General features: G+C 38.6%; 19 protein-coding genes and 1 tRNA gene. 10 read left to right on the top strand and 10 right to left on the bottom strand.

Annotated features, from left to right (window positions below; all coding sequences use genetic code 11):
* From lepA to B879_RS15320, 6 genes are all read left to right on the top strand, one after another.
* Positions 1-1,393: translation elongation factor 4 (lepA, locus tag B879_RS15295; protein WP_040400851.1), on the top strand; the 1,393-nt coding region annotated here is incomplete at its 5' end.
* A gap of 186 nt (positions 1,394-1,579) precedes the next feature.
* Positions 1,580-2,467 (top strand): bifunctional 5,10-methylenetetrahydrofolate dehydrogenase/5,10-methenyltetrahydrofolate cyclohydrolase, encoded by an 888-nt coding sequence (locus tag B879_RS15300; RefSeq protein ID WP_009186113.1) that lies wholly within the window; start codon positions 1,580-1,582, stop codon positions 2,465-2,467.
* 101 nt (positions 2,468-2,568) lie between these two features.
* A tRNA-Leu gene (locus B879_RS15305) sits at positions 2,569-2,651 on the top strand.
* Between the two features lie 120 nt (positions 2,652-2,771).
* Positions 2,772-4,154: a hypothetical protein gene (locus tag B879_RS15310; protein ID WP_009186114.1), complete on the top strand. Its 1,383-nt coding sequence runs from the start codon at positions 2,772-2,774 to the stop codon at positions 4,152-4,154.
* A 65-nt stretch (positions 4,155-4,219) separates the two neighbouring features.
* Positions 4,220-4,756, top strand: coding sequence for a DsrE family protein (locus tag B879_RS15315; RefSeq protein ID WP_157231646.1), 537 nt, complete (start codon positions 4,220-4,222; stop codon positions 4,754-4,756).
* Positions 4,757-4,912: 156 nt separating this feature from the next.
* Positions 4,913-7,717, top strand: a complete 2,805-nt coding sequence (locus B879_RS15320) for a carboxypeptidase-like regulatory domain-containing protein (protein ID WP_009186116.1) — start codon at positions 4,913-4,915, stop codon at positions 7,715-7,717.
* Between the two features lie 45 nt (positions 7,718-7,762).
* On the opposite strand, the gene rnhB is transcribed toward B879_RS15320, so the two are convergent.
* From rnhB to B879_RS15340, 4 genes are all read right to left on the bottom strand, one after another.
* The gene (gene rnhB / locus B879_RS15325) at positions 7,763-8,362 is read right to left on the bottom strand and encodes a ribonuclease HII (protein WP_009186117.1); all 600 of its coding nucleotides are present in this window, start codon (positions 8,360-8,362) and stop codon (positions 7,763-7,765) included.
* Positions 8,337-11,009 (bottom strand): MGH1-like glycoside hydrolase domain-containing protein, encoded by a 2,673-nt coding sequence (locus B879_RS15330; RefSeq protein WP_009186118.1) that lies wholly within the window; start codon positions 11,007-11,009, stop codon positions 8,337-8,339. The genes rnhB and B879_RS15330 overlap by 26 nt, the downstream gene beginning before the upstream one ends.
* A gap of 216 nt (positions 11,010-11,225) precedes the next feature.
* Positions 11,226-12,365 (bottom strand): glycosyltransferase family protein, encoded by a 1,140-nt coding sequence (locus tag B879_RS15335; RefSeq protein ID WP_009186119.1) that lies wholly within the window; start codon positions 12,363-12,365, stop codon positions 11,226-11,228.
* Positions 12,362-13,213 (bottom strand): UDP-2,3-diacylglucosamine diphosphatase, encoded by an 852-nt coding sequence (locus B879_RS15340; protein ID WP_009186120.1) that lies wholly within the window; start codon positions 13,211-13,213, stop codon positions 12,362-12,364. The genes B879_RS15335 and B879_RS15340 overlap by 4 nt, the downstream gene beginning before the upstream one ends.
* 231 nt (positions 13,214-13,444) lie before the next feature.
* Between B879_RS15340 and B879_RS15345 the strand changes: the two genes are divergently transcribed.
* On the top strand, positions 13,445-13,942 hold the full coding sequence (locus B879_RS15345) for a hypothetical protein (RefSeq protein ID WP_009186121.1): 498 nt from the start codon (positions 13,445-13,447) through the stop codon (positions 13,940-13,942).
* A gap of 31 nt (positions 13,943-13,973) precedes the next feature.
* On the opposite strand, the gene B879_RS15350 is transcribed toward B879_RS15345, so the two are convergent.
* Positions 13,974-15,317, bottom strand: coding sequence for a sensor histidine kinase (locus tag B879_RS15350; protein ID WP_009186122.1), 1,344 nt, complete (start codon positions 15,315-15,317; stop codon positions 13,974-13,976).
* Positions 15,307-16,689 (bottom strand): sigma-54-dependent transcriptional regulator, encoded by a 1,383-nt coding sequence (locus tag B879_RS15355; RefSeq protein ID WP_009186123.1) that lies wholly within the window; start codon positions 16,687-16,689, stop codon positions 15,307-15,309. Before B879_RS15355 ends, B879_RS15350 begins: the two co-directional genes overlap by 11 nt.
* Positions 16,690-16,903: 214 nt before the next feature.
* Here B879_RS15355 and B879_RS15360 point away from each other — a divergent pair, with 214 nt between their 5' ends.
* A complete protein-coding gene (locus tag B879_RS15360) occupies positions 16,904-17,332 on the top strand; it encodes an FKBP-type peptidyl-prolyl cis-trans isomerase (protein ID WP_009186125.1) in 429 nt (142 codons plus the stop codon).
* 112 nt (positions 17,333-17,444) lie between these two features.
* Here the strand turns inward: B879_RS15360 and B879_RS15365 are convergent, their stop codons facing one another.
* From B879_RS15365 to rsfS, 4 genes are all read right to left on the bottom strand, one after another.
* Entirely contained in the window at positions 17,445-18,269 is an 825-nt protein-coding gene (locus B879_RS15365; protein WP_009186126.1) for a hypothetical protein, read from the bottom strand.
* Positions 18,269-19,027 (bottom strand): UDP-2,3-diacylglucosamine diphosphatase, encoded by a 759-nt coding sequence (locus tag B879_RS15370; protein WP_009186127.1) that lies wholly within the window; start codon positions 19,025-19,027, stop codon positions 18,269-18,271. The genes B879_RS15365 and B879_RS15370 overlap by 1 nt, the downstream gene beginning before the upstream one ends.
* A gap of 179 nt (positions 19,028-19,206) precedes the next feature.
* On the bottom strand, positions 19,207-21,270 hold the full coding sequence (gene ftsH / locus B879_RS15375; RefSeq protein WP_009186129.1) for an ATP-dependent zinc metalloprotease FtsH: 2,064 nt from the start codon (positions 21,268-21,270) through the stop codon (positions 19,207-19,209).
* Between the two features lie 64 nt (positions 21,271-21,334).
* A complete protein-coding gene (rsfS, locus tag B879_RS15380) occupies positions 21,335-21,685 on the bottom strand; it encodes a ribosome silencing factor (protein ID WP_009186130.1) in 351 nt (116 codons plus the stop codon).
* Positions 21,686-21,778: 93 nt separating this feature from the next.
* Here rsfS and B879_RS15385 point away from each other — a divergent pair, with 93 nt between their 5' ends.
* Both B879_RS15385 and ahcY read left to right on the top strand, forming a co-directional pair.
* Positions 21,779-22,534 (top strand): biotin--[acetyl-CoA-carboxylase] ligase, encoded by a 756-nt coding sequence (locus B879_RS15385; RefSeq protein WP_009186131.1) that lies wholly within the window; start codon positions 21,779-21,781, stop codon positions 22,532-22,534.
* Between the two features lie 82 nt (positions 22,535-22,616).
* Positions 22,617-23,835, top strand: a 1,219-nt coding sequence (ahcY, locus tag B879_RS15390; protein ID WP_040400852.1) for an adenosylhomocysteinase, incomplete at its 3' end; no start/stop codon positions are given.

A 23,835-nucleotide genomic window follows, 5' to 3' on the forward strand; every position in this document is an offset into this window, starting at 1 on the left:
CGATCTTCCAGGTGCAGACCCTGAGGTGGTGGCTGATGAGGTGATTGATCTAATAGGCTGCGATAGAGAAGATATTATCTTAGCCTCTGGCAAAGAAGGTCTTGGCATAGAGGATATCCTCAATGCAGTGGTAGAGAAAATTCCTGCACCAAAGGGTGACCCTGAGGCACCTTTGCAGGCTATGATTTTTGATTCTGTCTACAATCCATTTAGAGGGGTGGAAGTGATTTTCAGGATTTTTAATGGAACCATCAATAAAGGAGATAAGATTAAATTCGTCAACACAGGCAAGGAGTATGAAGCCGATGAAATCGGTATATTGGGAATCAATCAGATCCCCCAACAGACCATGTCAGCGGGGAATGTAGGTTATCTCATCTCTGGTATTAAGGTTGCCAAAGAAATAAAAGTGGGGGATACCATCACCCATGTAAAAAGGCCGTGTCCAGCCGCCATACAAGGCTTTGAGAACGTTAAGCCCATGGTTTTTGCCGGAATTTACCCGGTGGACACCACCGAGTTTGAGGAATTGCGTGCCTCTATGGAAAAGCTTCAACTCAATGATGCTTCCTTGGTATGGGAACCGGAAACTTCTGCCGCCTTGGGCTTTGGATTCCGCTGTGGTTTCTTGGGGATGTTGCACATGGAAATCATTCAAGAGCGATTGGAGCGGGAATTTGACATGACGGTCATCACCACAGTTCCTTCTGTTCAGTTTAGGGCTTTGATGAACAATGATGAATACATCAATATCAATGCTCCTTCTGATATGCCCGATCCTAATAAATTTAAGCATATAGAAGAACCTTTTGTAAAAGCTACGATAATAACTGCAGCAGAGTATGTCGGGCCGGTTATCCAACTTTGTATGGATAAACGTGGGCAGATTAAAAATCAAGTTTATCTTACATCAGATAGGGTTGAATTGACTTTCCACATGCCACTGGCAGAAATTGTATTCGATTTTTTCGATAAGCTGAAGACCATTTCGAGAGGCTATGCCTCCTTGGATTATGAACTGATTGGTTCTCAACAATCACACATGGTCAGGCTGGATGTGATGTTAAACGGGGAAGTAGTAGATGCCCTATCTGCCATAGTTCATAGGGATAAAGCCTATGAATGGGGAAAGCGTCTTTGTGAAAAACTCAAAGAATTGGTTCCAAGGCAGATGTTTGAAATCGCCATACAGGCAGCCATTGGCACCAAGATCATTGCAAGAGAAACCGTAAAGGCCTTGCGTAAAAACGTATTGGCCAAGTGTTATGGAGGAGACATCTCCCGTAAGCGTAAACTCTTAGAAAAGCAGAAAAAAGGTAAAAAGAGGATGCGTCAGGTGGGCAATGTAGAAGTGCCTCAAGAAGCATTTATGGCAGTTTTGAAGCTGGATTAAGAAGAGAAGCGGGATAATAGAAGCGAGAAATGAGAGACTGAATTTCGGATTTCGGAAGGCGGATTTTGGATGCTTCTGAATGCTGTGACTTGGTGAAGCGATATGGCAGAATTGTCATCCGTTCAACTTAATACTTATCATTTAACATTTAACCAATCAACCAATTTATAAAATCATTCTTCCATTATGCCTACAATTATAGACGGAAAAAGAACCTCGGATCAAATCAAATCTGAAATTGCTGAGCAAGTGAGTAAAATCAGAGCGAATGGAGGGAAAATCCCCCATTTGGCGGCTGTGTTAGTGGGTAGTGATGGGGCCAGCCAAACTTATGTAGGAGCCAAGGTAAAAGCTTGTGAACTAGTAGGTTTCGAGTCTACATTGGTGAGATTGGAGGAGACTGTTTCTGAGGAAGAATTGTTAAAAGTGGTGGAGGATATCAATCAAAATCCTGCAATTGATGGTTTGATTGTGCAGCTTCCCTTACCCAAACATATTTCTGTAGAAAAAGTAACCAATAAAATTAAACCTGAGAAAGATGTAGACGGTTTCACGCCTGCCAATGTGGGAAGAATGACCTTGGGATGGCCAGCATACGTGGCCGCCACACCTTATGGAATAGTGGAATTATTGAAAAGATACAACATAGAAACTTCTGGAAAGCATTGTGTGGTAATTGGTAGAAGTCATATTGTAGGTTCTCCTATGAGTATTTTGATGGCCAGAAATGACTATCCGGGCAACTGTACGGTTACCTTAACACACAGTAGAACAAAGAATTTGCCTGAAATCGCCAAAACAGCAGATATTTTAATAGTGGCTTTGGGCAAACCTGAATTCGTTACTGCCGACATGATAAAAGAAGGAGCGGTAGTAATTGATGTGGGTATTCATAGGGTGGAGGATGCTTCTAAAAAATCTGGTTTTAGATTAATTGGGGATGTTAGGTTTGATGAAGTAGCACCAAAAACTGCTGCTATCACTCCTGTTCCCGGAGGTGTTGGACCCATGACCATAGCTTCCTTGCTGTACAATACCTTGTTGGCGGCAAAAGGAGATATTTATACCAAGTAAGGGTTTTGGGTTGCTGTCAAGCACCTCAAATTTTATCTTAAATTTAAGATAATTACTTGCAACGATAGGCAAAGCTTTCTACTTTTGCAGACCCTAAAAAAGCGCACGTGGTGAAATTGGTAGACACGCCATCTTGAGGGGGTGGTGCCCTACGGGCATGGAAGTTCGAGTCTTCTCGTGCGCACAAAGCCTTGGATCTGTCATCCAAGGCTTTTTTTATGCTTCTGAGTTTGAAATATTGAAATTAAAAGGCTTTTCCCGGTTGAATTAAAACCTTATTTTTCAATGTCCGTAAATTTTGTTTATGAGTGTGATTAGAAAAAGTAATAGATGGTATTTTTCACTAATAATTGTTTTTGTTCTTTTTTTAGTGGTTTTAGACACAGCTGTTGCTCAGATAAGTGGAGAGAGGGGATCCCAAATTACTTCATCAGTTATTTATGGCGTTTTGCCAGCGGACAAGAAGCTGTTTGTATATAAAGTTCATCAGGCAAAAGGAGAGGTAGATATCAATATCAAAAACGAAGCACTCGAAAATATCGCTTTTCAATCGGTTCAACTGCCTCCTGACATAGTGAAATTAGAAGTAGATATTCATGGTGATAAAGCTTTTCTCTTATTGGGCTATGGAAGTTCAAAAAATTACTTAAAGACCCTTTTGGTTTTTGATCTTGAAACTGCGGCATATAGCAGTAAGCCTATTCCTTCAAATTTTGCATTTCCCACGGTCTTCAAAGCATTCTCTTCAGCTGTTTTAATGATTGGAGTATTGGAAGAAGGGGATGTGTTGGAGGTTTTTAACCTTGAACAGGAGTTTTTGACTACGATAACAGATTTTTTTGAACCGGACACCAGAGTATGGGATCTCAAAGTAGTGGATGATCAAGTAGATATCTTATTGATGTCAGGTGAGAAGAAGCGGAAAAAGTTACAACTTTTATCTTTTGATAATGAGGGCAACAGGCTGCTCAATATTCCTATCAAATTTCCTGAAAACAGGAAGTTTTTTGTAAGAAATGCCCAGATTTTACATGGGCCCTATCAAGAGCAAAAAATTATTGGTATATATAGCAATAAATATGGGGAATGGTTTTCAGGTTATTTCCATTTGGAAATTAATGAATTTTTGGAGCAGCAACTTCAGCTTTATCCCTACAAAGAGATGGAAGGATTTTATGATTACTTAAGTAATAATAAGAGGTCAAGAAAGCCCAAGAAGAAAAACTATAATAAAGAAATGATATTGGTAGATGCTGTATCTGAAGGAGAATTAGTAACGATAGTTGCCCAACCCCTCAAAACAGTAAGGAAGTTTGCCCATTTCATTTCCATTGATCAGCAGGGAGAGAAAGTATTTGATAAATCTGTTAAGCTGTATTATGATTATAGAATAAACGCTTCAGAATTGCAGTTGACCAATCAGGATACTGCCGTTTATTTCATGTTTGGAGGAAATCAAAACCGGTTGAATCCTCCAGGGAAAAAAATTTATGAAATCAATAAAGGAGAAAGTGTTCAAATCAATCAAGTTCATCGACTCTTAGCTGATCCATCTATCTTTAATTATTTACCTTCTCCAAAATTTTTACATTGGTACGGGAATAAATTTGTAATTTTTGGATTAACAATTCCACAAGGGGGCAGGGTCAACCAACCTGAATTTATTATTCGGAAAATTGAGGTATAATCTTGCAATCCCTAGGATTACTGTATTAGTTATTAGAGTCGTCTAACATGTAAATTAATAACGCTTTGAAGTATCTAATCTTACTGTTTTTTATGGTTTTGGGGTCTTCTCAGGCCCTATTTGCGCAAAAAGCCCACTTTCCTATCGTGGAAGGTTTTGGAGGGATTTTTGAAATCCCTGAGTCTACTGAAAATCCAGACCCAAATGGAGAATTTAAAATAATCATTGACTTGGTTTCCGGCGCGGAAGACCCTGCTCAGATCAACCGAATGGTAGATAATATTGCCAGGATGATTAACCTGCATGGTTTGGGTGGCGTGAAAAAAGAAAACCTTCATGTTAAAGTGGCTGTACACGGGGGAGCGGTGTACAGTATTTTGGGAGATGATTTATATGAAAAACTTTATGGGGTGAAGAATCCCAATTTACCGGTATATGAGGCATTAAAAGCAGCTGGGGTAGAATTTTATGTTTGTGGCCAATCTTTAATTGCCAGGGACATGAAAACAACTGATGTGTGGAAGGGTACTGGAATTGCACTCTCCATGCTCACGGTATTGACCAAATATGTACCGGAAGGGTATATGCTTTTGAGGTTTTAGGGATACAGGGTTATAAATTCGAAAATGTATTAATGATGGAAATACCCTGTCTCATTTTTTATTTCCCAATGTGGTTTGATTGAAAGGCTTTAATTTTTTTCAAATAAAAATCTAAACTGTAAAAACTTATCATTTAATTGTTTCGTATTTTTAATCATGAGGAGAATTTTAACTAATTTTTACTTAAAAAGAGTGGTCTTTTATTTTCTTTTCATCCTCTTTTTTTTTGGCAATAAGGATGTCTTAACTGCTCAGTCAATTTCAGGCCGGGTGTTTGATGCCAATACGCGTAAGCCTTTACCATTCGCCAATGTATTTATCAGTAATACAACAATAGGTTCTACCACTGATATCCATGGTAATTATATCATTTCAGGTTCTACACCTCAGAACTTCGAGTTGGCGGCTTCCTTTATCGGATATTATACAAAATCCACGAGAATAGATATTATTGACAGTATTCATATCAATGTTGACTTTGAGTTGTCTCCAAAGATCAATCAATTAGAGGAAGTAGAATTGAAGGCAAGGAGAGACAAAAAGTGGGAAAGAAATTTGAAAAGATTTGAGAAAGTGTTTCTGGCACTTCCTGATGATCCATTTCTCAAAGAAACCACAATTTTGAATCCTTGGGTTTTAAATTTTGAGCAACTCAAGGAAGGTGGGCGAAAATATTTTTTGGCTAATGCCCAAGAGCCAATTTTAATTGAGAACAATTCCCTGGGATACCAAATAGAATACCATTTACAACAGTTTATAGAGTGGAGAAGAGGTCTTCATTATAGTGGATTGGTCAAATTCCAAGAGATGGAAGAAAAAAAAGACATAGAAGCGGTGAGAAACTCTACCTTTCGTGGTTCTTTGAGGTATTTCATCCAATTGTTGATTCAGAATAAAATCGATACCCTGGAGTTTGAAATTTACAAGGTCAATCCCAATTTATCAGCAAGCCAAAGGACAAATAATTTCGGTTATGAACTGGGAAAATCTATAAAAAGAATTGGTAGGGATTCGTTGTATATCTGTGAATTGACTGAGAATAGGATTAGGATCGAATTGCCATATAGAATTGAGGTGCATAATTTACAAATGCCTTGGCTGAGCGATTATTATGAGCATATCAACAATAGTATTTTCTGGTTAGAAGCACCAAGAGGTTTTTTTATTGTGGATGAATCTGGAGTTTTGTTTGACCCCAGTCAATTGGTGAGGTCTGGGTCTGTAGGGCGGGAGCGGTTGGCAAGGTTTTTACCTCATGATTTCGAACCTTCTGATGATTTTGGAGAGTTAGTCGCAGTATTTGATTCCACTTTAGTAGAGAAATTTAAGTGGAATTCTTTGAGAGAACGACCACATTTAAGCTTGAATAAGGCTTTTTATGCTCCGGGAGAAGCACTCTGGTTTTCTGCCCAAATGCTGTATCAGAATCCTATGAAAGCGGATTCCTTAAGCAAGGTCCTTTATGTTGATCTTTATGGAAAGGATTTCAATTTGGTATGTACTGAAAAATTTGAAATTAAAAATGGCCATGTTTCAGGTGTTCTTGAGGTTCCGGATAACTTAACAGCCGGGGATTATGTATTGAGGGCCTACACCAATTGGTCCCGGAATTATGGAGAGGATGGCATATTTTACTTACCTGTACCTGTTCTCCCTTCAGACCGACTGGCTGTTGCTCCCTCCATTGAAGATTGGGTAGACACTGAAGGCGAAATTGAACTGAGCATAGATGCAAAATTTACATCAAATGAGTGGAATACAACAGCCGAATTGATCCTCCATTTAAATGAACCAGACCTTGATATTCGGGGAGGGAGAATCAATATTTCTATATTGGACGCTGATTTAAATCCCGCAATAGGGTTGAATGCACCTATGGCCAAATCCTTGGATTGGCTAATGGAATCAGAATTGGGGATTCTATTTGAATCTCCCAAATATCCAATAGAATTTGGAATATCCGTAAAAGGCTATTTTTCTGACCGACCCAAAAGACCTTTATCGGTTCCCATTACCATAGTGAAAGGAAAATTGGAAGATTATGGAGTGGTTAATTCTGATAGCAGTGGGTATTTTTGGGCAACAGGACTTTCCTTTACTGATTCCGCAATGATTTCAATAGCAGCCCTGAACAAAAGGAGAAAAGCAATTGGCAATGTCCGCTTAGTTCCGAATTCAATACCTGAAGTCAGACATTTTTTTCCAAAGCTTGACTACCAAACAAAATTAAACCCAATCACCGATTTAAGGTATAGGTATGCTGAATTGATGGAGGGGGATTATTTTGAGTTAGATGAATTTACAATTACAAATACGGAAATACTTAATTCTGCTTCTGATAATTACGGCTATGGGAACCCTGATCGAGTGATTGGCCAAGATCAATTGGAGTTATGGCCTGAACTTACCTTAGATAGGATAATTTCAATGAATATGCCCGGTGGGGGTATGGGCCGGTATAATTGGGGGACAGAGACAGGTTCACCTTTGCTTATTGTTGATGGCGCACGTCTTTTTGAAAGTCCTGAATCAGGTGAGACAGTGATGGAATATTTGGCTACCATTTTGGTCTCAGAAGTCGAATCAATTAAAGTATACACCTTTTCTGCCCCTGTATTTGGCATGCAAGGATATGCGGGTGTTATACTCGTTGAAACCAAAAAGGGAGCTAGAGGGATGGATGGAAGTCTGGTTTTTGATGACAGTCAATTCCAAAAATTTACCATCAGAGGTTTTGCCAATGTTCCTGAATTTCTTGACTTTAAAAAACAGGACGGGCTGATTTTCAGGCAGTCAGCTGTCTATTGGAACCCCAAACTGGAGTGGGCTAAAGACAAGACAAGTATTCCCATATCTTTTGAAATGTCCAGGCAGACAAAACGCCTACTGATTAAAGTTGAAGGGGTTTCTTATGACAATGATCCGATTTCAAAAATTTTTTACCTGGACGTGAAAGATTAGGCACTAGAATAGGATTTGAATGAATTATTAAAGGGGGGAGTAAATTTAAAACTCAATATTGAGTTGATCTGGTAAATGTCTAAAAGACTTTCTATGGATGGGAGTTAAACCTAATTTTTTTATGCCTTCCCTATGCGCTTTTGTCGGATAGCCGAAATTCTTTTCCCAACCATATCCGGGGAACTGAACAGCCATCTTTTCCATCAAATCATCTCGGTAAACTTTAGCCAGGATAGAAGCAGCTGCAATACTGGCAAATTTACCATCTCCTTTTATAATACAGGAGTATGGAATGTCGGTTTTGCTCTTGAACCGATTGCCATCAATTAGTAAATGATCGGGTTCTATATTTAAGGATTCTATAGCCCGGGTCATGGCCAGGAATGATGCATTGAGAATGTTGATTTGATCTATTTCTTCCACACTGGCCTCCGCAATGGACCAGGCTATGGCAGCAGTTTTGATTTCTGTCACCAAGTGGATGCGATTAGCTTTGGTAAGTTTTTTCGAATCATTGATAAAGGCATTGGCATAGTCTGAAGGAAGAATAACAGCAGCTGCCACTACAGGTCCGCAAAGGCAGCCTCTTCCTACTTCATCGCAACCCGCTTCTTTTCTGTCAGATTCTAAAAATGGCTTCAGCATTTTCCTGATTTTCCTTTTTGGGTTTATGGTATTTATGGATCATTTCGGCTACTAGACCTGTCCAACCTGTTTGATGGGAGGCACCCAGTCCGCCTCCATTGTCACCATTGAAATATTCGTAAAATAAGATATAATCTTTGAAATGCGGATCTTCCTGAAATTTTTTATGTTTTCCAAAGACCGGTCTATTTCCATTTTCATCTTTCAGAAAGATGTTGATACACCTTAAAGACAGTTCTTTTGCAATTAAATCTATGGTGAGGTAATTGCCAGAACCGGTAGGATACTCTATAGGAAATTCTCCTCCATAGTAGTAATCAAATTTCCGGAGTGATTCTATAATCAGGTGATTAATGGGAAACCAAATCGGTCCTCTCCAATTGGAATTACCACCAAACATCAGAGAGTCTGATTCCCCGGGAGTATATTTTACAGTCATTATATCCCCATTGATTTTTAAACTGTAGGTTTTTTTTTCATGATCTTTTGAAAGGGATCTTACCCCAAAATCGCTAAGGAATTCATTGGGATCTAGCATTTTATTCAAAATGCTTTTCATTCTATGCCCTCTCAAAAGTGAAAATAACCTTCTTTTTTCAAAACCCGGCTGGATCCAACTAGATACTAAGGCTGCCAATTTTGGTTTTTCCTTTAGGAAAAATTCCATTCGCTTTTTAAACTCGGGAAGACTGTCAAACATATCCACGCGGATTGATTCTACCGCAAAAAGCGGAATGATTCCAACAATTGACTTAACTTTCATGACCTGAGGTTCCTTTCCAGGAAGATGAAAAATATCAAAAAAGAAATTTTCTTCTTCATTCCATAAACTGATGCTTTCTCCTGAGATGTTATTCATGGCGCCAGCTATGTATAGAAAATGCTCCAAAAATTTTCCAGCTGTGTATTGATAACTCTTGTTGAACTCACAAAGGTCTAAAGAAATCCTCAGCATGTTGAGTGAAAACATCGCCATCCAGGAAGTAGCATCTGCTTGTTCCAGTTTTCCGCTGTAATGATGTGCATGGCTTCGGTCTATGACAGAGATATTGTCCAAACCCAAAAAGCCTCCTTCAAAAATATTTTTACCATCACTGTCTTTCTGATTTACCCACCATGTAAAATTGATCATCAATTTGTGGAAGCAGCGTTCTAAAAATTCCTGATCGCCTTTACCTCCATGCATTTTTTTGTCAATCTGATAGACCCTTTGCACAGCGTAGGCATGTACGGGAGGATTGACATCGCTAAAATTCCACTCATAGGCAGGAATCTGTCCATTAGGGTGCATGTACCAGTCGTTCAGTAAAAGCACCAATTGGTTTTTAGCAAAGTCAGGGTCTATTCTGGCAATAGGAATACAATGGAAGGCCAAATCCCAAGCAGCATACCAAGGATATTCCCACTTATCCGGCATGGAGATGATATCATAATTGTGGAGATGTCTCCATTGGTTGTTTCTTCCCTTTTTCCTTTCTTTTGGAGGCGAATATCTTCCTGGATCTCCTTCTAACCAACGTTCTACGTTATAATAATAAAACTGTTTGCCCCACATCATCCCTGCAAATGCCTGCCGTTGGATATTACGCATGTCCTCATCCTTTACCCTTTCCTGAATTTCTCCATAGAATTCGTCTGCCTCTTTTTTTCTTTGGCCTAAGATTTCATCACAGGAAAGTGCACTGTCTTTTACCAATTGGTGGGTCATTCTGAATTTGACGACCGTGCTCGCCCCTGCAGGAATCAGTATTTTATAGATAGCGGCTGCCTTAGTGCCGTAATTGTCATTGTTAAGGTGATGGGAGAAGTTATGGACTACATAATCATTGATGGCGTCTTTAAGATATTTCTTCTCATTAGGGATATGGTATAACTTTTCCCTATTCGTTTCATTATCGCAGAATTTGAATTCTGGTTGCCCATCAAAGGAGAAAAAATAATTTCCGCTTTTTGGACTGTAAGCTTTGATGGTCTTAGGATCCAACTGGGAAAGTTTAGGCATAAATGGCTCGTGGCCTGTAAACCAGTTTTTTCTAAACCATATCGTTGGCATCACCCATATTTCTGCATCTTCTTTGCCTCTGTTGTGAATGGTGGCTACGGCTACAATATCTTCAATGTCATTTTTGGCGTATTCAATGAAAATATCAAAATAGGCATCATCATCAAAAACTCCTGTATCCATGATTTCGAATTCAGGATCATTCTTGGTCCTGTGCCGGTTTTCTTCAATGAGTTGTTTATATGGAAAAGGGCTTTGAGGATACTTGTAAAGCATCTTCATATAGCTATGCGTGGGAGTTGAGTCGAGATAGTAATAAAGTTCTTTGACATCCTCCCCGTGATTGCCTTGTGGTCCAGTTAATCCAAAAAGACGCTCTTTGATCATTGGGTCTTTTCCATTCCAAAAAGCCCAGCCTATGCATAATTTTTGCTTATAATCAGAGATCCCTCCAATCCCTTCTTCGCCCCACCTGTAAGCCTTACTACGTGCCTCTTCATGGGTAACGTTGTCCCATGCTGAACCGTTTGGACTGTAATCTTCCCTAACGGTCCCCCATTGTCTTTCTGTAAGATAAGGGCCCCACTTTTTCCAGTGCTTTTTCCACTCCCTGTCTTCCTGAAGCCTTTGTCTTTCTATATTCATGAATCGTGTATCCAAATTAGCAGCCTTGAATTTACTGATTTTTCTGACTTGATGTTCGGATCAAATTAATGGTTTACGTTTTAATTTATTCAATGTAAAGCATTACATCAAAAACCCTACCTCAAAGCTAATATTCATATCAATTACAACCTCAATGGTCATAATGCGAGTAGTAAACCAATTGAATAATGTATAAGTTTTGTTGTGATAAAAAAATCAGGATACTTCGATCCTGGTTTTAGGTTGTTGATTTAAAAGTTCAGCCTGATCTGAAAAGAATGTTGAAGTAAGGATACGATTGAAATTAATTGGAAAGCTATCCATCCATATTCTTGCCTGCTCATTATTGATTTGGCGGGACTTGAGAAATTCATCAAAGATCAAAAAATCAAATGTATCATGCTGAATGCCTACTCCTGAAGCGGCAGTTTCCAGCGCATTGCATGCTTGTTCATATTGACCCTTTACTGGAACTACCATAACCGGTTTGTCAAGGTAAAGGGCCTCACAAATTGATTCAAAGCCAGCTGTACAGATTAAACCTTTGCAGTTAGCCATTTTTTCAAGAAATAGTTGGTCATTTACTTCATGAAAAGTGAGGTTGGGTAGGGGGGTGAAAATTTCCGGAACATCTTTTTTATCCCAGAATGCCACTATTTGGATATTGGGGTGTTTTTTGGCAAAAAATATGATTTCTTCTCCGTATCCAGGATTCACTATATATGAAAGGAAATATTCTCCTTCATTTGAATGGAGCCCTTTGATGGACTTTCTTAACAAAGGGGGGAGTACAGTGAGTTTTTTTCTTCTGGGAGCTTTCATTGGTCGAAAGGAAAGAGCAAGCTCCCTTTTTGCTCCTAAAGCGGTGAGTTTGGTGTTCAGGATAAATAATAGTTTCTGGATGGGGAATCCTTGGGCAAATAAGAAATCCTGATGGCCTATAAGGTATTGGTGTCCTATTGCCCAAAATTCAACATCTGGACGATAAAAAAAGTTATATAGCCCCCCTAAAAGGTCATAAAAATTAATTATCACGTTTGGTTGATATTTTTTAACTAGACTATGGATGTCCATTAAGCTTTTCTGATAAATTCTACCTCTTGATAGATTATGGACAATGGTTGATGCTATTCGGATTTCTTTACCCTTCGGGTCTGTTTTAAAATTTGGGCTATCAAAAGTAGTCACTGTGCAGGAGAAACTTTCAAAAACAAAATCAGGAATTGCTCTTCGGCTGCTTTTGCCTATGCAGACGGCTACTACTTCATGTCCCGTTTTATTTAGGTGCTGTGATAATGAAATGGCCTGGGTCATATGTCCACGGCCTTCCCCCTGAACGATAAATAGGAATTTCATTTAAATAAGGAGTTAGCTTGGAAATTGTCTCCTAAAAACTTTTCAAAAGCCACTGTTTTTAAATCTTTTTCAGGCAAGTTGATGATTTTGCTTTCCTTGGTCTGTTTGAAGTCAATTTCATTATAGAAAATCAATTGCCAATTGCCTTCATGGTCTTCTGCCAATGCACTCATGCTTTCTACCCAGTCTCCGGAATTCAGGTAGGTGATGCCGTCAATTACTCTGTTTTCTGCTTTATGGATGTGCCCGCAAATGATGCCGTCGCAGTCTTTGGATTTGGCCATTTTTGTCAATTCTTCTTCATATTCGTCTATGTAGGCGACTGCTGATTTTACTTTTCCTTTAACATATTGAGATAATGAAAAATAATGCAGCCCTCTCCTTCTTCTATGATAATTAACCTGCCTATTTAACCAGAGTAAGAAAGTATAGCCAATATCTCCCAAGTACGCAATCCATCTGAAAGAAGTAGTGACACTGTCAAAAATATCCCCATGCGTGATGAAATATTTTTTACCACAACTTTCATAAATCATATCATTTTGAATGGATAGATTACCAATTTGTAAAGGGAGAATATGATCAAGAAAATCATCATGATTTCCTCTTAGATAGAAGACTTTCGTGTTGTCCTGTTCAATCATTTTCATGATCCTATTAAAAAAACGGGTATGCTTTCTCTTCCAAGCCCCTGATTTTTTTAACTGCCATCCATCAATTATATCTCCATTAAGGATGAGGTTTTCACAGCTATACTGCTTTAAAAATCTTGCTACCTCTTTGGCTTTTGATCCTTTGGTCCCTAAGTGGACATCGGAAATTACAATGGTTTTGAATTGGGTTTCCAATAGTTTCTAATTTTACATGCAATTTATTGTGCTCATTTCAAGTTATGATGAAAACCCTGTTATGGTTTAGCTAAGTTTTTAGATGATAAGTGTTTGATTGTGAATATATTGTTATCTGCATATTAAAATTCCTGTCATGAGTAGGAGGAATTAAGGATTTGTTTGGGAGGAATATGAAATTAAAAGATAATGTTGTAGCTTGGACACGTATAGTCAAACAATTTTGGTGCTTTGGCGTTAGATTTCAAGCAAGTTGTACATGATGAAAAGATTACTGCCTATTCTGTTTTTTTATTACTTGGCTTTGCATCCTGCAATCAGGATGACAAAGAACCTGAGTTTTCAGTGACAGGGTATTGGACCTTAAAACAAATCATCCCATCATGGCCGATCAACAACTATGATGGGGAAGCGAGTGATTTTGATGAAAAATATATATTCAATCATGATGGTTCTTTTATCAAGTTTTCCAATCAGCCGAATGGTATGGGGAGAAAGCTAGATGTTCCAGTTCAGGCTTTAGGTACCTATGAACTTATACCAGCGTCCCACTCAAACGAAGAATGGCTGTATGAATTAAGACTTGATTTTGATACCAATTTAGAAATGGTTGCCAATTGTGGTGAATTGAATGTTGAATATCTTTTTATTACCAGGGCTAATCAGCTGGTAAATACTTCTTGGACTGCATGTGACGGCCCCAGCTTTGTATTTTATAAGTCTAGGTGATACTTTCTATTTCAAGTTTGCGAAATAAAAGCTAGGCATTGAAAATTAATTTGAAAGTTGTTCCCTTCCCCAATTTAGAACGCACTTGAATATTTCCTTTGTGTCTCCTCATAATTTGTTTTGATAGACTTAAACCTATCCCTGACCCCGTTTTTTTGGTTGTGAAAAATGGAATGAAAATTTTGGATAAGGCATCCTCTTCAATTCCTTTTCCGCTATCAGTGATTTCAATGATGATTTTTCCTGCTTCATCTATAAAGGCTTCCATTGAAATTACACGCATGACAGATTCCTCTACAGCGTGAATCGCATTTTGAATAAGGTTGATAAGTACTTGTTCGATCAGGTTAGCATCTCCAAATAAGATGAGCTCATCCGGCTCAATTTTGGTTTTAAACTGGATTTGATGGTTTTCAAATTGGTGCTGCAGTAAAGTGCCCAATTGTTCAAATAGATTTTTAAGCTGTATGGTTTGAAATTTTGGTGTAGGGATATGTGCAAGACTTCGGAAATCACTCACAAAATTGATCATCCCTTCGCTTCGCTTTTCGATGGTACCTAAAGCCATTAAATAATCTTCCAGTTCGGAAGGAGGTACATCGATATGCATATCCAATTTCTGTTCGATGTCAGTCCTGACAGTTGCCGCCAAGGAGGAAATAGGTGCAATGCTGTTCATGATTTCATGCGTGAGTACCCTCACCAGATTTTGCCATGCTTCCATTTCTTTTTCCTCCAACTCGCTTTGGATATTTTGTAGGGAAACCAGTTTGAATTTACTGTCCCGTAAGACCAACTCAATTACATAAACCGATAATTGCATGATTCCGTCAGGGTGAGCAATTTTTATCAGTTCACTTCCACCGGTTCTTAGATTGTGAATGGCATGATGCAGCTCTTTGTTGATTTTTTCCACCTCATTGATATTGGCCAAGAATTGGATATTCAACATCCGCTTAGCTGCGGTATTGACAATTTGCACCTTTCCTTCCTCATCAAAGGTGATCAGGCCAATACTGAGATGCTGAAATACAGATCGGAAATATTGATAATTTGCTTCTTTTTCAGCCTGATCTTCTTGAAGTTTTGCCAAAATGGCATTGAATTCAATATGTAGGTCATCCGTATCTGTGCCATCAAACTTTACCGGATAAACATTATTGTAATTATCCTGTTTGATGTTGTCTAGAAACTGGCGCACTTTTTTGAATGAATTTTCAGAATACCTGATCAATAGCATGATTTGGGCTAAGACCAGAATGATAAGCAAGGATATGATAAACACCCCCGATCCATTCAGGATAAAGTTAGAGAGTAAAAAAATAGAGATTGCCAATAGGACAATTCTCCCAAACAAGCCAACTTTATAATCCATATTTTTCCAATCTTCTGTATAATGAGGCGCGTGTCAGCCCCAGTTCTTTGGCTGCCTTTGAAATGTTACCTCCATTTTTATCAATTACCCTTTGAATAGTAGTTTTTTCGACCTCATCCAAATTGAATGATGATGGATTAGAAATTTTATCAGCAACAGGCTTGGCAGAAAGGAAAAAGAAGTCCCGGCTATCCAACTCATCTCCATCAGCCATTATGATCGCCCTTTCAATAGCATGCTGAAGCTCCCTGATATTTCCGGGCCAGCTATATCTTTGAAGCAATTGCATGGCTGATACTGTAAAACCCTTGAAAATTTTTCTATATTTCTGACCATAAACCTTAAGAAAATGTTCAGCCAGTAAAGGAATGTCATCGTGCCGCTCTCTTAACGGCGGTAGAAAAATTTCCACGGTATTGATCCTGTACAATAAATCCTGTCTGAAGGTGTTTTCCATCACCATATCATGTACTGGCATATTGGTAGCACAGACCAATCGTATATCCACAGGGATGGCTTTATTTGTGCCTATCCGGGTTACCTCTCTTTTTTGCAATACGGTGAGCAGTTTGGACTGAAGTGGCATACTCAAATTCCCGATTTCATCTAGGAAAAGCGTGCCTTTATCTGCGATTTCAAATCTGCCTGCCCTGTCATCCTTTGCATCTGTAAATGCACCGCGCTTGTGACCAAATAATTCGCTTTCAAACAAGGTTTCTGTAATGGCGCCCATATCAACCCCCACAAATATTTCATCCTTTCTCAAAGAACGGTCATGGATAGCACGGGCTATCAACTCCTTACCTGTACCATTTTCTCCTAGGATAAGTACATTGGCATCTGTTTGTGCTACTTTATCAATGATTGAAAAAATATTTTTCATTGCAGCACTGTTGCCGATGATATCAGTGTAGGATTTTTTGGCATCCGATTGCAACTGTTTTTGCTTTTTAGATAATTTATCTACTGCATCATAGCTTTCTTTCAATCTACTTGCTGATGTCAGTGTAGCGATCAGCTTTTCATTTTGCCAAGGCTTTAAGATAAAATCAGTTGCGCCTTCTTTTAAGGCTTTAACAGCCATTTCCACATCTCCAAAAGCGGTGATGAGAATCACTACGGCTTTTGGGTCAATTTCTTTGATTTGTTTAAGCCAATGAAAACCTTCTTTTCCTGAAGTAGTGTCTTCTGTGAAATTCATATCCAAGAGAATCACATCATAGTTGTTGTTGTTTACCAAAAATGGAATTCTTCTCGGGTCTTTTTCAATCGTAACTTCCTTGGCATATTTTTTCAACAGCATTTTAGCAGCAAACAACAAGTCTTCGTTGTCATCAATAATCAATATTTTTCCTAGTTGCTGGTTTTCCATGATGAATTGGTTTTACGCTATATCTAACAAAATGATGCCAGAGTTGAAAATAGGCCTTAAAAGCGTATCATAGCACAATATAAAAAATTTAATGTCCATAAATGAACATTATTGTAAAAAAATCGGACAGTCATTGTATTGAACCTGTACAGGCTTTTAATCGGGCCTTAAAATTATTACCTTTGAATCTTTATCAATTCAAATACAATTAATTATGTCAGTAGCAAGTAAAGGAAATTCTGTGAAAGTACATTACACCGGAAAACTGGAGGATGGTACCGTCTTTGATAGCTCTGCCAATCGTGAGCCACTTCAGTTTACCCTTGGTGACGGCAATATGATCAAAGGTTTTGATTCAGCAGTTCATGGTATGTCCGTGGGTGATGAGAAGAGTGTCACCATCCCTTGTGGAGAAGCCTATGGTGAAAAGAGAGATGATATGATGCTTGATATTCCTCTTAATCAGGTTCCAGCTCATATTAAGCCTGAAATTGGGATGGAGCTTTCTCTTCAGAATCAAGCTGGGCAACCAGTACCGGTAAAGGTTACCCATATAGATGAGGGAAAAATTACTTTGGATGCGAACCATCCCCTGGCAGGAAAAGATTTAATCTTCGATATCACTTTAGTGGAAATTGCCTAAATTCATTGGTTCATAAGAAGGAGGGTGTCTCAGAAATCGTGTTTTAAAATAGTAATCCAAAAACGTTGGGATTCATTTAACACAGTTTTACTTTTGGGACAGCCTCTTTTTTTTAGGTATCATTTAGCGGCGTGAGATCTTTGGCGTAAAGAACTACCCTTTTTTCATTGTAAAAGATCACCTGATACTGATTCATTACGACATGATATCCGCTTAAAGTTTCCGGTATTTGGAAACGATTACTTTTCCCTGTTTGAAAATTCATCAGGACTAAATCTTTTTTATCCAGGAAAACCAAGTTGGTTTTATAAAAAGAGAGACTTTGTTCAATAGTCTGAGGTATTCTTTTGATGAAATTGCCCTGATTGTCAAGAATATATATCCCCTCTTCTTCAATATTCAAAAAGAGTAGATTTTGATATTCCCGCATATCAGTGATGGCAAAAGTAGAGCGTTCTAAAATCAGGTTAAGCGGTTGATCCTGAAAAATCCGATTTCTTCTATAATCCCATTGCTTTAGAGAAAGGTCTGTTTCATCAAATACCCAGATGATATTATTATTTCCCAAAGTGGCTACTTTTACCACATTGAAGTGGGTTAGGGGAATGCGGTTTTCTGAGATAGGAATGATAAACCTGTCTAAAATTCGATATTCTTGAAGGTCTTGGGAAAAAGCAAATATATTCACAGTCCATGAAGCTTCGAGGTGAGAAATGGCTCCTTGTCTATGTGGCGAGAAGTTATTGATTTCTTTTCCTTGTCGGTCGAATTGGTAGATATTCCCCTCAGAATCTGCTATGAAAATAAAACCTTGATTATCTAAAGAAAGCTGACTGAGCTTTGGAAAATCAATGACGATGGGCTCACCCCAATCTTCTTGGGCATTTGCCTGGAAAAAGAGGTGAAATAGTAGGGTTATGATTAATGCTTTTTTCATCAGTGGAATTTTTTGAGTTCAAACTCCTTGCCGTCAAAAACACCATAGCTGCATTGATTAACCCATTCACCTAGATTAAAGTATATTGAATTTTTGCCAACGGGCAATTCAAGTGGGAGGTGTCTATGTCCAAAAATAAAATAATCGAAATGTTTTTTTTGTATTAGGTCTTTACAGTATGCCCATAACCATTCATCTTCTCCTTTAAATTCATCCTCTTTCTTCTTCAAGTTGGTGATACGACTGTTTTTAGACCACCTATGGGCCAATCTGACCCCAATATCAGGGTGAAGCCATTTGAATAACCATTGGCAAAAAGGATTAGTGAATATTTTCTTTAACACCTTGTAGTGCTCATCACCGGGGCCTAATCCATCACCATGTCCTATTAGGAATTTTTTGTTTTCAATCAATATTTCAATGGGGTGGTGATAAACAGGAATTTGAAGTTCTTTGGTAAAATAATCATTCATCCACAAATCGTGGTTTCCTGTAAAGAAAAAGACTGGAATGTTTTTATCTCTAAGATCAGCAATTTTACCCATAAAGCGGATAAATCCTTTAGGGATAACTTTGTCATATTCAAACCAGAAGTCAAAAATATCACCAACCAGAAATATTGCAGCAGCATCATTTTCGATGCTTTTAAGCCATTGAATGATTTTTTTCTCCCTAATCATGCTGCTTGAATTGTCCGGAGCTCCTAAATGAAAGTCAGACGCAAAAAAAACTTTTTTATTGTTGAGAGAAATGTTCATGCTTATTTAAGAATCCAACGCCGAATTTAGGCATCTTTTGATACATAAAAAAAGAGCTTTAATCATTATTAAATGAATGCCCATCGGTTGAGTTAAATTTAGCTTGAATCCTATACTTATCAAGATAAAAAAAGGCCATCTCATAAAATGGGATGGCCTCTTGATTCATTTGGTATGGATTAACCCTTACTTTCCTCAATTTGTTGGGCTTTTTCCGCATCAGTACCCTTAACAGAATCTGATTCTTCTTTTGCTATTGAAGCTGCTTTTTGAGCTTTTTCCTTTTCTTCTACCTTTTTGGTAAAGGCTTCATAGGTTGTTTCTTTAGCAAAAGGACGTTTGCCGATTAGCTTTTCAAGATCTGTTTGAAATAGGATTTCTTTTTCCAGCAATTCCTTGGATAGAATCTCCAATTCGTTTCTCTTTTCCGTTAAAAGCTTTTTGGTCCTTTCGTAAGCGATTGAAATCAATTTTCTGACTTCCTCATCTATCGTTTCTGCGGTTGTTTCTGAATACGGCTTTGTCATTCTGTATTCATTACTCTTGCTATCGTAGAAAGAAACGTTTCCTATTTTGTCATTCATTCCATAAATCGATACCATAGAATAAGCCATTTTCGTAATCCTTTCAAGGTCACTCAGTGCGCCGGTAGAAATTTTTCCAAATATGATTTCTTCTGCAGCACGTCCGCCAAGCGTCATACACATTTCATCCATCAATTGTTCTGTTTGATAAAGAAATTGTTCTTTCGGCAGGTATTGGGCATAACCTAGTGCGGCAACACCTCTTGGTACAATGCTGACTTTTACCAAAGGATCAGCATGTTCCAGGAACCATCCGGCTACAGCGTGGCCTGCTTCATGGTAGGCTACAATTTTCTTCTCCTCGGGTGAAATAATTTTATTTTTCTTCTCCAATCCACCGATAACACGATCTACAGCATCTTGGAAGTCCTGCATATCCACAGCACTTTTATTTCTTCTTGCAGCGATCAGGGCTGCTTCATTGCACACATTCGCAATTTCTGCACCGGCAAAACCTGGTGTCTGTGCTGCCAGTTTTTTGGCATCCACATCATCCGAAATTTTAATAGGCTTCAAATGTACTTTGAAAATAGCCTCACGGCCAATAATATCTGGTTTATCAATACTGATTTGCCTATCAAATCGCCCTGGTCTCAAGAGTGCCGAGTCCAATACATCTGGCCTGTTGGTAGCAGCTAAGACGATTACTCCCGAGTCTGTACCGAAACCGTCCATTTCTACCAACAATGAATTTAGTGTATTTTCACGCTCATCATTTGAACCAGGCATTTGTCCCTTGCCTCTTGATCTACCAATGGCATCAATTTCATCAATAAATATGATACATGGAGCTTTTTCTTTCGCCTGTTTGAAGAGGTCTCTTACCCGGGCAGCACCTACACCCACAAACATTTCTACGAAATCAGAGCCTGATAATGTGAAAAAGGGAACTCCTGCTTCACCTGCCACTGCTTTGGCCAACAAGGTTTTCCCTGTACCTGGAGGGCCTACCAACAGCGCACCCTTCGGAATTTTTCCGCCGAGCTTTGTGAATTTGGACGGGTTTTTAAGGAATTCAACGATCTCCTGAATCTCCTCTTTAGCTTCATCCAAACCTGCCACATTGTCAAAAGTGATTTTGACTTTGTTTTCCGCGTCAAAAAGTTGCGCTCTGGATTTGCCTACATTGAATATTTGGCCACCAGGACCACTAGGTCCTGCCATTCTTCTCATCATAATCCAAAAGAGCAAGAACAGGAGGATCAAGAAGCCAAAGCTCGAGAACCAATTTGTCCAAGATTCCTGCGTTTTGGCAGTATAGCCTATTCTTTGATCATCTGGCTTGGTCGCTTCAAGTTTTTGAAAATCCTCAATGAATTTATCTACCGATGCAATTCTTACTTGATAATGAGGCCCTGCCGGTGTGAAGAAAGGGCTATTCGCCTCTAATTCTTCCTTGTATTTTGTGTTTTGTAGAGATTCCGGCCTGAGTGTCACCTCTACCATATTTTGGTTGTAAATGACTACCACTTTGGCCACATCGTTGGCCAAATACATATCCTCAAAGCGCTTCAGGGTAACATCTATGACGGTATTCCTTTGGTTAAACCAAGTGATACCTATCAATACTATTACTGCCGTAATGATCAACCAAAGTTGAAAATTCGGCTTTTGAGGCGTTTTTGGAATGAAGTTCTTATTTTTATTCTTCTCGCTCATTCTTGTATACTATAATGACTTGAACTCAATTAAAACGATTTTAGCCTTTTAAAGTTCAAAACTTTTAAGACTCAATTCTGGTAATTTTAGCATCTCCCCATAATTCTTCTATGCCGTAGAAGTTTCTTTTATCTTTTAGGAAAATATGCGCCACTACATTCACATAATCTATCAGAATCCATTGCTTATTGTTTTTTCCTTCACTTCTGAATGGTTTTTCATGGTGGGATTTGATGACTTCTTCTTCTACAGCATCACTGATAGCTTCTATCTGTGTGTCTGAGCTTCCAGAACAAATGACAAAAAAATCCGTGAAAGCATTTTTAATTCCTCTTAAATCCATCACTACAATGTCGGATGCTTTTTTTTCTTCCATCCCTTTTACAATAACTTTACTCAGCTCTTCTGCTGTCATGTGAATATGTACTACTTTTGTTATATGGTATAAACTAGGTTAGCTAACAGAGACTAAATATCTTGATTGCCTCACAAATTAACTAACAAAAGAATGTATAAAATCCTTGCCAATACTGTTTTTCTTGGAAAAGATATCCATTTCCTGACAGAGTGTCACTCTACTAATGATTTGGCTATTCAAAAAATCAAGAAAAAAGAGTTGGCAGAAGGAAGCATCATCATCACAGATGCCCAGACTAGAGGTAGGGGCCAAAGGGGTAACCGTTGGTGGTCTGAACCTGGAAAGAACTTAACTTTTTCTCTTGTCCTTACACCTTACTTTCTGGATCCCTCTGAGCAATTTGATCTTAATGTTGTGGTTTCTTTGGCTGTTGTACAAGCCCTATCAGAATATGTGTATGAGCTAAAAGTAAAATGGCCAAATGATATTCTGCATGAGCAGAAAGGTAAAATCGGAGGTATCCTTATTGAAAATATTCTCAATCAAAAGGGTATTGAAGTTTCCATTGTGGGTATTGGCTTGAATATCAACCAACACATGACAGCTTTGCCATTTTCTACTTCATTAGCCGATCTTACCGGTAGGGAGTGGGATAAATGGGAAATATTTAAAATAATCATTCAAAAAATTGAGAAAAATTACATGCTGTTGAAGAGAGGGCAAAAACAGCAATTAAGGTCGCTCTATCTTGATAAGATGTATCGTTTTGGCATGCGAGCCACATTCAACGATGGAGAGATTTTTCAAGGTAAGATTTTGGGGGTTGGGGAATCAGGTAAACTGATCATTGAGAAAATGGATGGATCCCATAACCATTATGCGTTTAAGGAGGTTAAATACCTATAGGTTAAGAATTTTATATTGTGGTTCAAAACACCTAAATTTGCATCTTCTAAATTGAAAATCAATTCATTAATTATTTTAAAATATGTCTGAAATTAAGTCTGACAAATTCATCCAATTTAAGGTGAAAGACATTTCCCTTGCTGAGTGGGGAAGAAAAGAAATCACATTGGCAGAAGCTGAAATGCCTGGTTTGATGGCGATTAGAGAAGAATACGGCCCTTCACAACCTTTGAAAGGTGCCAGAATAGCCGGTTGTCTTCACATGACTATTCAAACTGCTGTTTTGATAGAAACATTGGCAGCACTGGGCGCAGAGGTAACCTGGTCCTCCTGTAATATTTTTTCCACCCAAGACCATGCGGCTGCTGCAATAGCCGCAGCAGGGATTTCAGTATATGCTTGGAAGGGTATGACAGCAGAGGAATTCGATTGGTGTATAGAACAAACCTTGTTTTTTGGTGAGGACAGAAAACCTTTGAACATGATTTTGGATGACGGAGGGGATCTAACCAATATGGTACTGGATAATTACCCCGAATTGGTGGCAGGTATCAAAGGGCTTTCAGAAGAGACTACCACAGGTGTACATAGACTTTATGAAAGAATGAAAAAAGGTACACTCCCTATGCCTGCGATCAATGTAAATGATTCAGTTACCAAGTCTAAATTTGATAACAAGTATGGTTGCAAAGAATCCCTGGTAGATGCGATCAGGAGAGCTACTGACGTGATGATGGCTGGGAAAGTAGCCGTAGTGGCCGGTTATGGCGATGTGGGTAAGGGTTCTGCAGCTTCTTTGAGAGGTGCTGGGGCAAGGGTAATTGTAACTGAAATAGATCCTATTTGTGCGCTTCAGGCTGCTATGGACGGTTTTGCAGTGAAGAAAATGGTGGATGCCGTGAAAGAAGCTGATATTGTTGTCACAGCCACAGGTAATAAAGACATTATTTCTGAAGTTCATTTCAGAGCGATGAAAGATAAAGCCATCGTATGTAACATTGGGCATTTTGACAATGAGATTGATATGGCTTGGTTGAATAAAAACTATGGCCATTCAAAGGATGTAATCAAGCCACAGGTAGATCTTTACACGATAGAAGATAAACAAATTATTTTGCTGGCAGAAGGTAGATTGGTCAATTTAGGATGTGCTACAGGACACCCTTCATTCGTGATGTCCAACTCTTTCTCCAATCAGACTTTGGCACAGATCGAATTATGGACCAATACAGATCAATATGAACCTGGGGTCTATGTCTTGCCTAAGCATCTCGATGAGAAAGTAGCAGCTTTCCATTTGG

This window comes from Cecembia lonarensis LW9 (assembly GCF_000298295.1).
In the GTDB taxonomy this organism is placed as follows: domain Bacteria; phylum Bacteroidota; class Bacteroidia; order Cytophagales; family Cyclobacteriaceae; genus Cecembia; species Cecembia lonarensis.

Excerpts from the sequence above, each read along its gene's own strand:
- B879_RS15370 (WP_009186127.1), bottom strand. The coding sequence starts at position 19,027 with ATGAACATTTCTCTCAACAATAAAAAAGTTTTTTTTGCGTCTGACTTT.
- rsfS (WP_009186130.1), bottom strand. The coding sequence starts at position 21,685 with ATGACAGCAGAAGAGCTGAGTAAAGTTATTGTAAAAGGGATGGAAGAA.
- B879_RS15310 (WP_009186114.1), top strand. The coding sequence starts at position 2,772 with ATGAGTGTGATTAGAAAAAGTAATAGATGGTATTTTTCACTAATAATT.
- B879_RS15365 (WP_009186126.1), bottom strand. The coding sequence starts at position 18,269 with ATGAAAAAAGCATTAATCATAACCCTACTATTTCACCTCTTTTTCCAG.
- B879_RS15330 (WP_009186118.1), bottom strand. The coding sequence starts at position 11,009 with ATGAATATAGAAAGACAAAGGCTTCAGGAAGACAGGGAGTGGAAAAAG.
- rnhB (WP_009186117.1), bottom strand. The coding sequence starts at position 8,362 with ATGCTGAAGCCATTTTTAGAATCTGACAGAAAAGAAGCGGGTTGCGAT.
- B879_RS15320 (WP_009186116.1), top strand. The coding sequence starts at position 4,913 with ATGAGGAGAATTTTAACTAATTTTTACTTAAAAAGAGTGGTCTTTTAT.
- B879_RS15360 (WP_009186125.1), top strand. The coding sequence starts at position 16,904 with ATGTCAGTAGCAAGTAAAGGAAATTCTGTGAAAGTACATTACACCGGA.
- B879_RS15300 (WP_009186113.1), top strand. The coding sequence starts at position 1,580 with ATGCCTACAATTATAGACGGAAAAAGAACCTCGGATCAAATCAAATCT.
- B879_RS15385 (WP_009186131.1), top strand. The coding sequence starts at position 21,779 with ATGTATAAAATCCTTGCCAATACTGTTTTTCTTGGAAAAGATATCCAT.
- B879_RS15355 (WP_009186123.1), bottom strand. The coding sequence starts at position 16,689 with ATGGAAAACCAGCAACTAGGAAAAATATTGATTATTGATGACAACGAA.
- ftsH (WP_009186129.1), bottom strand. The coding sequence starts at position 21,270 with ATGAGCGAGAAGAATAAAAATAAGAACTTCATTCCAAAAACGCCTCAA.
- B879_RS15335 (WP_009186119.1), bottom strand. The coding sequence starts at position 12,365 with ATGAAATTCCTATTTATCGTTCAGGGGGAAGGCCGTGGACATATGACC.
- B879_RS15350 (WP_009186122.1), bottom strand. The coding sequence starts at position 15,317 with ATGGATTATAAAGTTGGCTTGTTTGGGAGAATTGTCCTATTGGCAATC.